The 13,928-nt window shown below is 66.5% G+C and carries 14 protein-coding genes; 5 read left to right on the top strand and 9 right to left on the bottom strand.

The window, feature by feature from the left end; all coding sequences use genetic code 11:
* Positions 1-48: 48 nt before the first annotated feature.
* The 3 genes from BMI85_RS03975 to BMI85_RS03965 are packed head-to-tail and all read left to right on the top strand — an operon-like array spanning position 49 to position 2,598.
* On the top strand, positions 49-819 hold the full coding sequence (locus BMI85_RS03975) for a carboxyltransferase domain-containing protein (RefSeq protein ID WP_078599574.1): 771 nt from the start codon (positions 49-51) through the stop codon (positions 817-819).
* Complete coding sequence (locus tag BMI85_RS03970) at positions 816-1,847, top strand: biotin-dependent carboxyltransferase family protein (protein WP_078599573.1); 1,032 nt, start codon at positions 816-818, stop codon at positions 1,845-1,847. The genes BMI85_RS03975 and BMI85_RS03970 overlap by 4 nt, the downstream gene beginning before the upstream one ends.
* Entirely contained in the window at positions 1,840-2,598 is a 759-nt protein-coding gene (locus BMI85_RS03965; RefSeq protein ID WP_078599572.1) for a 5-oxoprolinase subunit PxpA, read from the top strand. Before BMI85_RS03970 ends, BMI85_RS03965 begins: the two co-directional genes overlap by 8 nt.
* Positions 2,599-2,634: 36 nt before the next feature.
* Here BMI85_RS03965 and BMI85_RS03960 read toward each other — a convergent pair whose 3' ends face one another.
* Together BMI85_RS03960 and BMI85_RS03955 are read right to left on the bottom strand one after the other, a co-directional pair.
* A complete protein-coding gene (locus tag BMI85_RS03960; RefSeq protein ID WP_078599571.1) occupies positions 2,635-3,444 on the bottom strand; it encodes a hypothetical protein in 810 nt (269 codons plus the stop codon).
* Between the two features lie 33 nt (positions 3,445-3,477).
* Positions 3,478-4,533: an AI-2E family transporter gene (locus BMI85_RS03955; RefSeq protein WP_078599570.1), complete on the bottom strand. Its 1,056-nt coding sequence runs from the start codon at positions 4,531-4,533 to the stop codon at positions 3,478-3,480.
* 359 nt (positions 4,534-4,892) lie between these two features.
* On the opposite strand from BMI85_RS03955, the gene BMI85_RS03950 reads away from it, so the two are divergent.
* Positions 4,893-6,341, top strand: coding sequence for a trehalose-6-phosphate synthase (locus tag BMI85_RS03950; RefSeq protein ID WP_078599569.1), 1,449 nt, complete (start codon positions 4,893-4,895; stop codon positions 6,339-6,341).
* A gap of 1 nt (position 6,342) precedes the next feature.
* Positions 6,343-6,849, top strand: a complete 507-nt coding sequence (locus tag BMI85_RS03945) for a hypothetical protein (protein WP_078545965.1) — start codon at positions 6,343-6,345, stop codon at positions 6,847-6,849.
* Between the two features lie 145 nt (positions 6,850-6,994).
* On the opposite strand, the gene BMI85_RS03940 is transcribed toward BMI85_RS03945, so the two are convergent.
* From BMI85_RS03940 to BMI85_RS03910, 7 genes are all read right to left on the bottom strand, one after another.
* Positions 6,995-7,483 carry a fasciclin domain-containing protein gene (locus BMI85_RS03940; RefSeq protein ID WP_078569582.1) on the bottom strand — a complete coding sequence of 163 codons (489 nt, stop codon included), beginning with the start codon at positions 7,481-7,483 and terminating at the stop codon, positions 6,995-6,997.
* A 133-nt stretch (positions 7,484-7,616) separates the two neighbouring features.
* Positions 7,617-8,621, bottom strand: a complete 1,005-nt coding sequence (locus BMI85_RS03935) for a DNA topoisomerase IB (RefSeq protein ID WP_078599568.1) — start codon at positions 8,619-8,621, stop codon at positions 7,617-7,619.
* A gap of 46 nt (positions 8,622-8,667) precedes the next feature.
* Positions 8,668-9,240 (bottom strand): nucleotidyltransferase family protein, encoded by a 573-nt coding sequence (locus tag BMI85_RS03930; RefSeq protein ID WP_078599567.1) that lies wholly within the window; start codon positions 9,238-9,240, stop codon positions 8,668-8,670.
* Between the two features lie 3 nt (positions 9,241-9,243).
* On the bottom strand, positions 9,244-10,110 hold the full coding sequence (locus BMI85_RS03925) for an XdhC family protein (RefSeq protein ID WP_210402302.1): 867 nt from the start codon (positions 10,108-10,110) through the stop codon (positions 9,244-9,246).
* 40 nt (positions 10,111-10,150) lie between these two features.
* Positions 10,151-12,346 carry a xanthine dehydrogenase family protein molybdopterin-binding subunit gene (locus BMI85_RS03920; RefSeq protein WP_078599565.1) on the bottom strand — a complete coding sequence of 732 codons (2,196 nt, stop codon included), beginning with the start codon at positions 12,344-12,346 and terminating at the stop codon, positions 10,151-10,153.
* Positions 12,343-13,365 carry a xanthine dehydrogenase family protein subunit M gene (locus BMI85_RS03915; protein WP_078599564.1) on the bottom strand — a complete coding sequence of 341 codons (1,023 nt, stop codon included), beginning with the start codon at positions 13,363-13,365 and terminating at the stop codon, positions 12,343-12,345. The genes BMI85_RS03920 and BMI85_RS03915 overlap by 4 nt, the downstream gene beginning before the upstream one ends.
* Positions 13,365-13,874 (bottom strand): 2Fe-2S iron-sulfur cluster-binding protein, encoded by a 510-nt coding sequence (locus BMI85_RS03910; RefSeq protein ID WP_078599563.1) that lies wholly within the window; start codon positions 13,872-13,874, stop codon positions 13,365-13,367. The genes BMI85_RS03915 and BMI85_RS03910 overlap by 1 nt, the downstream gene beginning before the upstream one ends.
* Positions 13,875-13,928 lie beyond the last annotated feature (54 nt).

Raw genomic sequence — 13,928 nt, 5'->3', positions numbered from 1 at the left:
AACGATAACTTTTTAGATCGCGGTCTGAGCCAGTGGAGATGCCCTGACATGATGCTCGAAGAAGCATTGCGGCCCGGAACGGCCCAAGCGCACAGGCCGCAGATTTTGCCGGCTGGCGGGAACGGGCTGCTCGTGCGGTTCGCGCTGGTCGCAGAGCCGCGCGCGATCGCGGCGGCGCAGAGCTTTCATCAGCGCGTGACGGAGAGCGATCTGCCCGGCCTGCGCGAGATCGTCCCGAGCCTCGTATCGGTTCTGCTGCGCTTCGATCCGGAGGCCGTGACGCGGACCGAGATGGCTCAGCGGTTGGAGACCCTGCTGTCCGAGGCCGATTGGCAAAGTGCGGCGCCGCATCCCGCGCAGCGTGTCTGGCATCTGCCCGTGGCGTTCGGGGGCGACCACGGCCCCGATCTGGAAGGGGCGGCGAAGCTTGCGGGTCTTTCCCCTCAGGCGGCCATCGACGAGATCACCGCGACCCCGCTGAGTGTTCTCGCCATCGGCTTCGCGCCCGGTCAACCCTATCTCGGTCTGCTGCCCGAGCATTGGAATCTCGCACGCCGGTCCGAACTGAACCCGCGCGTCCCGAAAGGCGCGCTCTGCGTGGCGGTGCGCCAACTGGTCCTGTTCGCGAATGCGTCGCCCACCGGCTGGCATCAGATCGCACGGACAGCCTTCGACGTGTTCCGCCCCGACCAATCCGACCCGGTGCCGCTGCATGCGGGAGACGAGGTTCGCCTCGTGCCGGTCTCCGGCACCGAGATGGACGCGCTTTTGAAAGCGGGCGATCCGATGGGCAGCGCGCGCTGCGAGGTGCGGTCATGAGCGGCGGATCGGTGATCCTGCGCGCCTTGGGGCCAAGCGTGAGCGTGCAAGACATGGGCCGCCCCGGACGCATGGCGCAAGGCATCTCGCGCGGCGGCGCAGTCGATCCGCTCGCGCTGGTCGAGGCGGCGGTGCTTCTGGGATCGCGCAGCCCGCTGCCCGCGCTGGAAATGGCGGTGAGCGGCGGGCGGTTCGAGGTCACAGTCCCGACGCGGATCGCGCTGACCGGCGCGCCGATGCAGGCGGAGCTTGACGGGCGCCCCCTGCGCTGGGGCGCGAGCCACAAGATCGAAGCGGGCGAGGTGCTGTCGATCGGTGCCGCGCGCGCAGGCATGTTCGGCTATCTCACCTTCGCGGGCGGGATCGAGACGCCCGAAGTGCTGGGCAGCCGCTCGGCGCATCTCGCCGCCGGGATCGGATCGGCGCTGGAGTCGGGTGCGCGCCTGCCGCTGGGCGTCGACCCCGAGCCTGATGCGCCCGCGATGGTTCTCACGCAGGAGCACCGTTTCTCGGGTGGCACGCTGCGGATCATCCCGGGGCCGCAGACGGGCCTGTTCGACGAGGATACCTTCGCGCGGCTCAACGCGACCGAATTCACCCGCGCGCGGCAGGGCAACCGTCAGGGCGTGGCGCTCGAGAGCGATGCGCCTGCGCTGACCTCGGACATGGCCAACGGGCTCGCCTCGGATGTGATTTTCGAGGGAGATATCCAGATGACCGGCGCGGGCACGCCCTATGTGCTGCTCGCCGAATGCCAGACCATCGGCGGTTACCCTCGGATCGGCACCGTGCTGCCCTGCGATCTGCCGCGCGTGGCCCAGGCCGCGCCGGGAACGAAGCTGCGGTTCAAAGCGGTGACGCTGGATGAGGCCGACGCGCTGGCGCCGCGCTGGGAGACGCAACTGCAGGCGCAACGCGCCAAGCTGCGGCCGCTGATCCGCGATCCGCACGACATTCATGACCTGCTCGGCTACCAATTGATCAGCGGCGTGACGGCAGGGCGCGAGTTGGAGGAAGAAAATGGCTAAGATCGACCTGAACGCCGACATCGGCGAAAGCTTCGGCCCGTGGGTCATGGGCAACGACGCCGCGCTGATGGAGGTGATCTCCTCGGCCAATGTCGCCTGCGGCTTTCACGCGGGCGACCCGAATGTGATGGCGCAGACGATGCGGAGGGCGGTGGCCAATGAAGTGGGCATAGGCGCGCATCCGGGCTTTGCCGATCTGCAGGGTTTCGGGCGTCGCAGGCTTAACCTCAGCGCCGAGGAATTGACCAATCTGGTGACCTATCAACTGGGCGCGGCGCAGGCGATGGCCCGCGCAGCGGGCGGTGCGGTCCGGCATTTCAAGCTGCACGGGGCGCTGTCGAACATGGCCTCGGAGAATGCCGAGATCGCGCGCGCCTGCTATGCCGCGGCGCTGAAGGTGCAGCCCGAGATCATCCTCGTCGTGCTGCCGCAAACCGCGATGGAGCAAGTCGCGCGAGACCTACAGGCCAATTGGGCGGGTGAGATTTTCGCCGATCGCGCCTATGAGGACGACGCCTCGCTGGTGTCGCGCTCAAAACCCGGTGCGGTGCTGCATGACGCCGAAGAGGTCGGCGCGCGGATCGAGACGATGCTGCGCAAGGGTGCAATCGTGACCGCGTCGGGCAAGGAAATCCCCTGCAAGATCGACACGGTCTGCCTGCATGGCGACGGGGCGGAGGCGCTGGCGATGGCGCGCGCTCTGCGCGGGCATCTGACCGGGGCCGGGTTCGAGATCGCGCGTTTCGGCTAAGGCCGGTCTGCGGTCAGATCATCTGTACGCACCGCATCACGCGCGGCGCGTCATGTCCTGTGGACACAGATCGTGGCGCTGCGCCCAATGCTGGAGCGTGTCGTCGAACTGCTCGGGCGGGACGCCTTCGAGCCCGGGAAATTCATGCAGGATGATCCGCAGCGCGCGGCGCTGATCCTCGGTGAGGCGGTCGTCGTGCCAGAGCCGGTAGATGCCGCGCGGCAGGCGGCGCTCGGGTCTCGCGGTGCTATAGAACAGCGCGAAGGGGATGGATTTCACCTGCGCCACGTAGCTTGATAATTGCGGCAGGAACTGCCCGGTGAACTCGTCGGAGCCGGGCGGGAAGACCTCGGCCAGCGCCATCACCGCACGGCCCTGCGCCGCCGCCTGCGTGGTGGAGAAGACGAAGCTTACCGCGAGCGTCAGCACCAGCATCCCTGTCACCCCCGTGATGACCGAGATCAGCGACCAGCCGGTGCCTGCGGGCGTCGCGTAGCCCCCACCCAGCGTCGAGAGCAGATGCCCCGCATAGGAGAGGCTGTCCGCGAAGCTCGCCGCGGGGAGCCCCTTGGTCGTCTCCAAAGATCGGGTCGTGGCGAAGAAGATCAGGCTCCAGCCGAAGGCGACCATGATGATCCAGACGCCGCCGAGCCATGCCATCGTCACCGGGCCGCAGATACGATGCGCGATCCGCGTGTGCCCGAAGCTCCGGATGCGCTTGAAGCCGAACCGCGCGATGGCCAGCGAGATCGCCCCGGACTGCCCCGCACCGAGCGCGCAGAGCAGAATATCCCAAAGCGAGATCGCAACGATGGCGGCGCCGAGGAGGATCAGGAAAGTCGTCAAAACGGGCTCCGGAAGTTGGAAAAGAGTGTGCGGTCAGGCGGTCTCGGGCCTGACCAGCGGCAGGTAGTGGCGCCGGGTCATCATCATCAGAACGGCCAGCAGCGGGGTTGCCAGCGCAAGGCCGAGCAGGCCGAAGAAGCTCCCCATCAAAAGCTGGAAGGCGATAATCAGGGCCGGGGGCAGCGACATCGCCTTTTCCTGAATCTGCGGCGTGATCAGGTTGCTCTCGAGCGCCTGCACCGCGAGGTAGAGGACGGCGACCCAAAGCATCGTCATCGGGCTGACCGTCAGGCCCATCGCCAAGGCGGGGATCGCCGAGAGGACCGGACCGATATTCGGAATGAAGGTCAGTAGCCCTGCAAGGATCGCAAGGATCGCCGCCAGCGGCACGTTCAGCAGCCACAGTCCGACGAAGGTCAGCAGGCCGATCACCGTCATCGAGATCAGCTGCGCAAACAGCCAGCCCGACAGCGCCGCCCAGCCGGTCGCGAAGCTCGCAACGACCCAGTCACGCTTGGAGGCGGGGAAGAGTGCTGCAATCCCGCGCCGGTACAATTGCGGCTCCACCGCGCCATAGACGCCGATGAACAGGATCAGCATCGCGTTCCCGATCACGCCGATCGACATCATCACGGTCGTGGCGGCCCCTTTGCTCGACGGGGCGATGGAGCCGAGGTCGATCGAGCGCGTGACCGAATGCAGCCAGCCATGCGAGTCGATGAAATCCTGCACCTGTTTCATCGCCTTGGGCAGGGCGGTCGTAAGTTGGTCGAGCTGATCGGACAGGCCCTGCGCGGCATAGAGAAAGAACAGAACCGCGAGGCAGACCAACATGATCGAATAGAGCGCGAGCCCCCAACCTTCGCGGATATGGAGTCTGCGCGCGATGGCGTTGCCGCCCATCCGCAGGAAGACCGCGACCAGAAGTCCGGCGAAGACCAGCAGCAGGATATCGGGCGCGATCAGCACCAGAAGCGCGAAGATCGCGATCGGCAGCCAGAAGGCGATCCGCTCGCGCGAGGCCTTCGCGCGCAGTCCGGCCGGCTTGGGGTCCGCATGGTGGGCGCGATGCGGTCCGGGGTCTGACATGGTGCTCTCCGTCGCGGCTTGTGTCGTGTGACAGGCCAACCTGTCGCGCGCGCCGTGGTTCCGTGCCCAAAGCGCGTCGCGGCGGAGAAATTGTTACCCGCCATGTGTCCGGCGCCGCATGCGCGCGAGCTGGGAGAGATGTTACAAAACATCGCGGAAGGGCTTGAAAATGTGTAAAAAAATGCATCCCGGTGAGCCGGTTGATTGTCTTATGTTAAAGATGTGAACTTTTTTCGGCCGAGAGGCTGTTTTCGCCCTCAGAGAGAGGAACTGCCATGCGTAAGGAGGAGTTGCTCGGGCGAAACATCCCAACAGGGACAAACCCATTCAGCCGCCCAATTTCGGAGGTCTCTTTCGTCATGTCCGCCCGCCTCATCGTCGTCTCCAACCGTATCCCTTCCGAGGCCACGCCCTCGGGCGGGCTCGTGGTGGCGCTCCACGAGGCGCTGCGTGAGAAAGGCGGCATCTGGATCGGTGCGCATCCCGAGACGGGCCCGGAAGAGCCCGCACTCATCGATATGGGCGGGACGCAATATGACAAGCTCGCCTTCCGGCTGACCGAGGAAGACCGCGCGGCCTATTACCTGGGCTTCGCCAATTCCGTGCTCTGGCCGATCGCGCATCACCGCACCGATCTGGTCGAGATCAATCGCAGCTTCGACGAGGGCTACCTGCGCGTGAACCGCCGGATCGCGGAGCAGATGGCCGAGGTGATCTCGCCCGAGGACCACATCTGGATTCACGACTACCATTTCTTCCCGCTGGCGGAGGAGCTGCGCAGGTTGGGTGTGACCAACCGCATCGGCTTCTTCCTGCATATTCCTTTCCCCAACATCACCGATCTCGATGTGTTGCCCGACCCGCCCGCCTTCGCGCGCTGGCTGGCGCATTACGATCTGGTCGGCCTGCAGACGCGGGCTGACGTGGCGCGATGCCTCGAGATGTTCCGCGCCGATCCGAGGGCAGAAATGCTGCCCAACGGCGCGATCAAATTCGGCGCGCAGGAGGTGTCCGTCCGGTCTTTCCCGATTGGCATTTCAGCTGAGAGCTTCGCCCGGGCGGCGCAGGACTGCGCGCCGCCGCCCGCGCACGAATTGTTCGGAGACGCCTATGTCATCGGCGTCGACCGGCTCGACTACTCCAAGGGCTTGCCGCAACGCTTTCGCGCGTTCGAGCGCTATCTGGAGACCTACGACACGGGGCCGCGCGCCTCGCTGGTGCAGATCGCGCCACCCTCGCGCGAAAGCGTGCGGGCCTATCAGGAGATCACCGCCGATCTGCAGCAGATCGCGGGGCAGGTGAACGGGCGCTTCGGCGAGGTCCATTGGGCGCCGATCCGCTTCCTGCACCGTCCGGTGCCGCGCGACGAGATCGCGGGGCTGCTGCGCGGCGCACGGGCGGCACTTGTGACCCCGCTCGCCGACGGGATGAACCTCGTGGCGAAGGAATATGTCGCAGCTCAGGACCCGGACGATCCGGGCGTGCTCGTGCTGTCGCGCTTTGCGGGCGCTGCCGAGGACATGACCGAGGCGCTGCTGGTCAATCCGCATGACGTCGACGAGACCGCCACGGCGATCCGTCGCGCTCTGACGATGCCGCTGGAGGAACGCCGCGCGCGCCACGCCGCCTGCATGGAAGTCGTCCACGCGACCGATACCGGTGCTTGGGCGCGCAGCTTCCTCGATCAGCTCGCCGCCTGCACACCCGCTTTGCGCATTACCGGACGCGCCGCCGAATGGCTCCGCGGCGAAGAGGGCCGGGAATTCGACCCCGGCGCGCATCGCTCTATTTCAAAGGAGGAGGTCTGATATGACCATGATGTCACGAAATATGGAGCCGACCGCGTCGGAGGAGGGCGCGCTCGTTCTGATGCTCCACCCCGGAAATTGCGATCTCGATTGCCATGGGGCGTTCATCGAAGCTCTCAAGGGCGACCGTGCCCATATCGTTTGCCTGTCTCAGGAAGGCGGCGGGCGTGGCGAGTTGATCGCCCGGCTCGGTGCCTGTGGCGCGACGCCGATCTGTGCGTCTTTCCTGACCTATGAAGATGGGGCGCTGTCCGATCCCGAGGAGCATGGTTCGATCGCGCATGTGCTGTCTTACATCATGCAGGCGCACAATCTGACGCGGATTTTCGTGCCCAAGCACAATGGAGATCACGCGTGCCACAGCGCAATCGAGGCGATCGCGCAGAACCTGTCGCGGATGACCGATGCGCCGGTCATTCACGAGGAGGACCTGCCGAGCCAAAGCGAGATCGTACCCGGCGGTGGCGATCCGAGCGGGAGCGGCACCCTTCTGAGCGCTTACGCCTGACCGACCCCGATCTGCGGCCCCGTGGGCACCTCAAAGAATAAACCGCCCGCGCATCCGAAGCTGCGCGAACGGTCCGGGAGCGGTCTGCCGTGAGGGGGACCTTCCGACAGACCTCCCCGTCACTGGGGCTTTTCACATAAGCCCATCACTCGGGCATGATCACCTTGTCGATCACGTGGATCACGCCGTTGCTGGCTTCGATATCGGCCTGGGTCACGCTGGCTTCATCGACCATCACGGCGGGGTCGGTTTTCACCATGACTTCCGAGCCCTGCACCGTCTTGGCCATCATCCCGTCGCTCAGATCGCCGGACATCACTTTGCCGGGCACGACGTGATAGGTGAGGATCGAGGTCAGCTTGTCCTTGTTCTCGGGTTTGAGCAGGTCGTCGACGGTGCCTTCGGGTAGGGCTGCGAAAGCCTCGTCCGTGGGGGCGAAGACGGTGAAGGGGCCTTCGCCCTTGAGCGTCTCGACCAGACCGGCGGCCTGCACGGCGGCCACGAGCGTCTCGAAGCTGCCAGCGTTCACGGCGGTGTCGACGATATCCATTCCGCCATGATTGTCGGCATGGGCGGGGGCGGAAACGAGTGCGGTACCGGCGAGCACTGCGGCCATGAAGGTTCTTCTCAGCATTCTCTTTCTCCCTGTGTTGGATCGTGGGCAGATCCGGTTGTGGATCGTGCAGGGGATACGGGGAATGCCGTGATATGGATCACGCGGCGCTCGCGATTTTGCACTGAGGCGTGAGGTGGCGTGAACGGCGCGCTCAGCGCGTGCCGCCGTCGAGAAGATGCAGTAGCTGCGCCTCGGCCTTGCGCAGCCCGTCGATCGCCGGCGCGGTTTGCGCAAGTGCGACAAGCGCCTCCGGCTCCGCCTCGGTCAGCGCGATCACCTTCGGATGGATGTAGGAGTTGCGCGCGATCGTGGGTGTGTTGTGCAGTCGCTCAGAGGCGGCCTCTGCCATCGCCTTGATCGTCACCCGCCCGTCATCCGCCTGACGCAGCGCGGCCTCCAGCGCCGCCGCCGAGCCGTTCCACGTGCGGAAGGTCTTTGCGGTCAGCCCCTCGGCCCCGGTACGGTCGGCGAGGAAAGCGTTCACCTCGTCCGAGCGCACCGAATGGGGGGCGCCATCCTCGTCGATCCAGGTGATCAGCTCTGCCCCGGGCAGATCGTCGAGCTGCGTCAGCGCGCGCTCCAACGTCCTGTCGCGCAGTTCGCTTTCGATCTTCGTGCCGCCCTTGCCGGTGAAGGCGAGCCGCAGCGTGCCGCCGTCGAGCGTCATATGCGCGCCGCGCAGCGTGGTCGCGCCGAAGCTGCGATTTTCGCGCGCGTAATCGGCATTGCCGACGCGGATCGCGGCGCGGTCCAGCAGAGCCAGAACTGCGGCCAGCGCGAAGGCCCGATCCCCGGGATCATGGCCGCGCAGATCGCTCAGGATCGACCGGCGCAGACGCGGCAGGACGGTGCCGAATTCCGCGAGCCGGTTGAACTTCCGCTGCGACCGAAACTCGGTCCAGTCGGGATGGTAGCGGTATTGCTTGCGCGCGCGTGCGTCGCGGCCCGTCGCCTGCAGATGGCCGTTCCGCCGCGGGCAAATCCAGACATCTTCATAGGCGGGCGGCACGGCCAGCGCTTCGATCCGTTTGCGCTCGGTGCCGCGCGCGATGGTCGTTCCGTCAGGCGCCATATAGGAAAACCCGCGCCCGCAGCGCCTGCGCGTGATGCCGGGTCGGTCATCGGGATAATAGACGAGATCGGGCAGGTCTTTCATGGAGCGAAAACGCCGGGCGTATCGGCGCAGTTCCCGTTCCGCGCGCTTATTGCAGGGCGTTGCGAAGATCTTCAGGCCGGTCGATATCGCGGAGCGTGCCGGGCGGTAGCGCAACGCGTCGCAGGACCGGCGCGCGACGCAGCAACGCCCCGGCGCCCCGGTCGCCTGTCAGCCGCAAAGCCGCACCGAACAGCCTGCGCGGGATCAGCGTCGGCGGCGCGAGGCGACCGTCCGAAGTGGCCATCGCCGGATGGGGGCCGGGTGCCTTGAGAAGCTGGCGCAGATGCGCGCGCGAGACTTCGGGCATATCGCCGAGGACGATCAGCAGATGGCTCGCGCCACTGGCTTGAGCGGCGCGGATCGCGCGGTGCAGGCTCGCACTTTGGGCGCGACCCACTCCGATGCAGAGAAGGTCGAGCCCCGCGCCGCGGAGCTCTTTCGGCAGCCGGGGGCTGCGGGTGATCGCGGCGCGTCGATGGAGGCCAAGCCCTTGGAGCTTCCGCGCGGATCGCAGCACAAGCGCGGCTTCGCCGCCGCAGCGCGTGGCCAGCTTATCCCGCGCACCGAAGCGCCGCGACGCGCCTGCCGCCAAGACCACGCCCATGATCTTGCGCGTCAAGTCTCAGACCCGCGCCAGTTGCAGCACTTCGGCCAGCACCGAGACCGCCAAGAGGCGCGGCTCGCGCGCCTGTTCGATCAGGCCGACCGGACCGCGCAGCCGCGAAATCGCGGCCTCCGACAGCCCCTTGCGACGTAGCGCCACCGCGCGCTGGCGCGCCGTGCGGCGGCTGCCCTGCGCGCCGATGAAGAACGCGTCGCTTTCCAGAAGCTGGGCGAGGATCGGGATTTCCCGGTCGTGATCGTGGAAGAACAACAGCGCCGCCATGCGCGGATCGGGTTGGATGTCCCCAAGCGGATTGCTGCGCCGGAATTCGTGGCTCGTCACGCCGGGCAAGCTCACGGGATCGGGCATTATGAGATCGGCCTGATAGCCTGCGCCCGCGGCGAGCTGCGCAAAGGTTTCCGCCTCGACGCCGGTGCCGAAGATCACGAAACGCGGCTCGGGTACGAGGTGCAGGCTCAGATCGGTCTCGGGTTGCGGCTCGAGCGTCAGGGTGCCCTGTGTGCCTGAGAGGTGCAGCGACAAAGGCATCCGAGCGTCAATCGCTTCGGCCATGCGTTCCTGATCGGCCACGGGCGGGGCAGGGATCACCGTGATGTCGAGCGCCCCGCCACAGGGCAGAACGAGGTCGATGAAGGGCGAGCCCTCGCCATAGCGCAGATGCCGGGTGCAGCCGTCCTGCGCGACCTTGTTCAGATGGTGTTCGATATCGGCATCGATGCAACCCGCCGAGAGATGGCCGCGAATGTCGCCCCTATCATCGAGGCTCATCGCAGCACCGAGGGGGCGATAGCCCGCCCCCTCGATCCGTGTCAGAATGGCCAGCGCGGCGAGCCGTCCCGGCGCGGGCAACGGCATTTCCGCCATGCCCAACCGAGTTTCAGCGCGCGCACGCTGGCGAAGCGGACTACCGTCCATTTGCAAACCCCTTGAGAACTTTGTCGGGCGTGGCCGGATAGTCGTATAGCCGCACGCCCGTCGCATTGTGGATCGCGTTGATCACCGCAGCCCCTGCACCCGAGATGCCCAGCTCGCCCACGCCTTTGGACTGGATCGGGTTCGCCTCGTCATCGCGCTCGGGCAGGAACACCACCTCCATCTCGCGCGGGATATCCGCGTGCGACGGGACGTGATAATTCGCCAGATCGCGGGTGACGATATGGCCGGTGCGCGGATCGTGGCCAAGCTCCTCGTGCAGAGCCGAACCGACGCCCCAGACCATGCCGCCGACGGCCTGGCTGCGCGCGGTCTTCTCGTTGAGCACGCGACCGATGCCGAGCACGCCGAGCATCCGGCGCACCCGCACCTCGCCCGAGACCTCGTTCACCGCGACTTCGGCGAAATGGGCGCCGTAGCCAGCCGAGAAGTGGCTCTTGGCGGTCTTGCCGCCTTCGATCTTGCCCTCGGCGCTGATCGGATCGCTCAGCAGATCGACCAGTTTCGCGGTCTTGCCGCCGCCCGAGACCTCGCCATTGCCAAGGCTGAGCTCGTCGAACTTGCAGCCGAGCTTGTCCGCAAGCTGCTCGCGGATCTTGCGTGCGGCGAGGAACACCGAGGAGCCCGACGACGACGCCCCGAAGGAGCCGCCGGACCCGGAGGCCCCCGGCAGGTCGCTATCGGCCAGATGGACCGAGACCTTGTCGATCGGCAGGCCCAGCATCTCGCCCGCGATCTGGCCGAGGATGGCGTAGCTGCCGGTGCCGATATCGGTCATGTCGGTCTCGACCAGAGCGCCATCCGCGCTGAGCGTGACGCACGCCGCCGACGGCACGAGGAAGTTCGCCCGCCCCGCAGCCGCGACGCCCATGCCGATCAGCCATTCGCCTTCGCGACGCGTTCCGGTTTCCGGGCGTTGATCCCAGCCGAAGCGTTTCGCGCCTTCGCGCAGGCTGTCTTCCAGCGCGCGGGCCGAATAGGCCTGACCGGTGTCGGGGTGCTTTTCGGGAATGTTGCGCAGGCGCAGTTCCACCGGGCAGAGACCCAGCTTCTCGGCCAGCTCATCCATCGCGGTTTCCAGCGCGAAGGTGCCAACCGCCTCGCCCGGCGCGCGGACCGAGCCAGTAGGCGTGCGGTGGTTGCGCGAGATGTGCTGACGCATCACCCGGTTGGGCGCGCCATACATGAAGCGGCTCGCGGCGTTGACCGGTTCGGAGAAGGCTTCCACTTCGAGATTGGACACGCGATCCTCGTGCCCGATCCCGGTCAGCTTGCCGTCCTTGTCCGCCGAAAGGCGCAGGCGCTGCCATGTCTCGGTCCGGCGCAGCACGGCATCGAAGACGGTCTGACGGCTCAGCACGATACGCACCGGACGGTCGAGTTCGCGCGCGGCAAGCGCCGCCGCGACATGCTCGGAGGAAATGCCCAGCTTGGAGCCGAACCCGCCGCCCACATAGGGCGCGAGGATGTGGACCTTGTCGGACTCGATGCCAACCGCATCGGCCAATTCCTCCTTGTTGAAACGGACCATTTGCAGCGAGCCATGTAGAACGAGGCGACCGTCCTTCCACTCGGCGATGCCCGCATGCGGCTCCATCGCCGCAGCGACGTGACCGGCGGTTGTATATTCGAGATCGACCGATTGCGCGGCCTTCTCCATCGCGGCGTCGAGATCGCCCTGGATGCTTTCGCGCTTCTCGTTCAGCTCGAGTTCAACGCCTGCCGGATCGACCGGTGCGCCGGGGTTCTGCTCGTAGCTGGTCTTAATCCGGGCGGCGGCGTCGCGCGCGGTCTCGAAACTTTCCGCGACCACGAGCCCGATGGGCTGACCGTGATAATCGACGCGGTCGCCGGGCTGCACCGGCGCGGCGCCTGCCATGCCCTGCGCCGGGTTGCGCACGAATTCCGGGCCGTGGAACAGGCCCAGATAGCCGGGGAGCTTCTTCGCCTCCGTCTCATCAAAGCCGGTGACCTTGCCGCGCGTGATCGTGGCGCGCAGCATCACGCCATGCACCATGCCTTCAGGCTTGAATTCGGCCGCATAGGTCGCGGTGCCGGTCACTTTCAGCTTGCCCTCGGGGCGGTCGAGAGGCGCGCCCACCAGACCCTGTTTGGTTTCGTCGAGCAGCCGCGGCTGCGCTTCATCCATCGTGAACGTGTCGCTCATGCCAGCGCCTCCACCTTGTCCGTTCCGGTCGAGGCCGGGGCCATGCCCGTCGCCTCGCGCATCACCGCGACCAACGCGCGGCGGGTCATTTCGCGTTTGAAATCGTTGCCCTCATCGGTGACCGCTTCGGCCAGAAGCGTATCGGCGGCCTTGCCGAACAGCTCCTCCGACGGGGTCTCGCCTTCGAGCATCGCATTGACCTGCGCATCCGCCCAGGGGCGCGGCCCGATGCCGCCGAACGCAAGCGAGGCCTGCTTGATCGTCTCGCCCTCCATCTCGACCACGGCAGCGACCGAGACGAGCGCGAAGGCGTAAGACGCCCGGTCGCGGATCTTGCGATAGCTCTGCGTGGCGTTCGGCTGCGGGGCAGGGAGGATCACCGCGGTGATGATCTCGCCCGGCTTCAGGGAGGTCTCGATTTCGGGCGTCTCGCCGGGCAGTTGATAGAGCTCGTCCATCGCCACGGTGCGGGTTGCTCCATCGGTGCCGCGGATTTCCACCTGCGCATCGAGCGCGCGCATCGCCACCGCCATATCGGACGGATGCGCGGCACTGCAGGCGGCCGAAGTGCCCAGGATCGCGAGCATGCGGCTGACGCCGCCCTTCGCGGCGCAGCCCGCGCCGGGGTCGCGCTTGTTGCAGGCCATCGCCGGGTCGTAGAAATAGGGGCAGCGCGTGCGTTGCAGCAGGTTGCCGCCCGTGGTCGCCTTGTTGCGGATCTGGCCCGAAGCGCCCGCAAGCAGCGCGCGCGACAGCACCGGATAGGCGCGGCGCACCTGCGGATCGGCGGCGAGATCGGCGTTGCGCACCAGCGCCCCGATCTTCAGCCCGCCCTCATGCGGCTCGATCTTGTCCAGCCCGTCGATATTGTTGATGTCGATGACCGTCTCGGGGGTCATCACCTGCAGTTTCATCAGGTCCAGCAGGTTGGTCCCGCCCGCGATGAACTGCGCGCCGTCACCCGCCTTGGAGGCCGCGTCATCGAGTGTATTTGCGCGAAGATAGTCGAAAGGTCTCATTACTTCTCCTCCGCCTCGGCCACGCGCGAGATGGCCTCGCGGATGAAGGGATAGGCCGAACAGCGGCAGAGATTGCCGCTCATCCGCTCGGCAATCTCGGCATCGCTCAGCTCGGACTTGCCGGTGAGGCTGTCGCTGACATGGCTGGGCGCACCTTCGGCGGCTTCTGCCAGCATCCCGGTTGCCGACATGATCTGCCCCGGTGTGCAATAGCCGCACTGGTAGCCGTCGCAGGAGACGAATTCCTGTTGCAGCGGGTTGAGATTTTCGGGCGTGCCGAGCCCTTCGATGGTGGTGATCTCGGAGCCTTCATGCATCACCGCGAGGCTGAGGCAGGAGTTCACCCGCCGCCCGTCGACGAGCACCGTGCAGGCGCCGCATTGGCCATGATCGCAGCCCTTTTTCGAGCCGGTGAGTTCGAGATGGTCGCGCAGTGCGTCGAGCAGCGTCACCCGCGGGTCGAGGTCAAGCGCGCGGGCCTCGCCATTGACGTGAAATGAAACCTTCATGGGGTCCCCCTTGTCCGGAATTCAGGTTTGGCGCAGCCGTCTGGGGAAGCAGAC

Origin of the sequence: Thioclava sp. DLFJ4-1, assembly GCF_002020145.1 — a bacterium.
GTDB classification, from domain to species: domain Bacteria; phylum Pseudomonadota; class Alphaproteobacteria; order Rhodobacterales; family Rhodobacteraceae; genus Thioclava; species Thioclava sediminum.
Note: the sequence above shows the minus strand (reverse complement) of the source record. Positions and strands in the feature narration are given on the sequence as shown.

What these genes read in the sequence shown, in the direction of transcription:
- BMI85_RS03915 (WP_078599564.1), bottom strand. Translation starts at nt 13,365, where the DNA reads ATGAGACCTTTCGACTATCTTCGCGCAAATACACTCGATGACGCGGCC.
- BMI85_RS03950 (WP_078599569.1), top strand. Translation starts at nt 4,893, where the DNA reads ATGTCCGCCCGCCTCATCGTCGTCTCCAACCGTATCCCTTCCGAGGCC.
- BMI85_RS03945 (WP_078545965.1), top strand. Translation starts at nt 6,343, where the DNA reads ATGACCATGATGTCACGAAATATGGAGCCGACCGCGTCGGAGGAGGGC.
- BMI85_RS03910 (WP_078599563.1), bottom strand. Translation starts at nt 13,874, where the DNA reads ATGAAGGTTTCATTTCACGTCAATGGCGAGGCCCGCGCGCTTGACCTC.
- BMI85_RS03975 (WP_078599574.1), top strand. Translation starts at nt 49, where the DNA reads ATGATGCTCGAAGAAGCATTGCGGCCCGGAACGGCCCAAGCGCACAGG.
- BMI85_RS03955 (WP_078599570.1), bottom strand. Translation starts at nt 4,533, where the DNA reads ATGTCAGACCCCGGACCGCATCGCGCCCACCATGCGGACCCCAAGCCG.
- BMI85_RS03965 (WP_078599572.1), top strand. Translation starts at nt 1,840, where the DNA reads ATGGCTAAGATCGACCTGAACGCCGACATCGGCGAAAGCTTCGGCCCG.
- BMI85_RS03925 (WP_210402302.1), bottom strand. Translation starts at nt 10,110, where the DNA reads ATGGCGGAAATGCCGTTGCCCGCGCCGGGACGGCTCGCCGCGCTGGCC.
- BMI85_RS03920 (WP_078599565.1), bottom strand. Translation starts at nt 12,346, where the DNA reads ATGAGCGACACGTTCACGATGGATGAAGCGCAGCCGCGGCTGCTCGAC.
- BMI85_RS03970 (WP_078599573.1), top strand. Translation starts at nt 816, where the DNA reads ATGAGCGGCGGATCGGTGATCCTGCGCGCCTTGGGGCCAAGCGTGAGC.
- BMI85_RS03935 (WP_078599568.1), bottom strand. Translation starts at nt 8,621, where the DNA reads ATGAAAGACCTGCCCGATCTCGTCTATTATCCCGATGACCGACCCGGC.
- BMI85_RS03940 (WP_078569582.1), bottom strand. Translation starts at nt 7,483, where the DNA reads ATGCTGAGAAGAACCTTCATGGCCGCAGTGCTCGCCGGTACCGCACTC.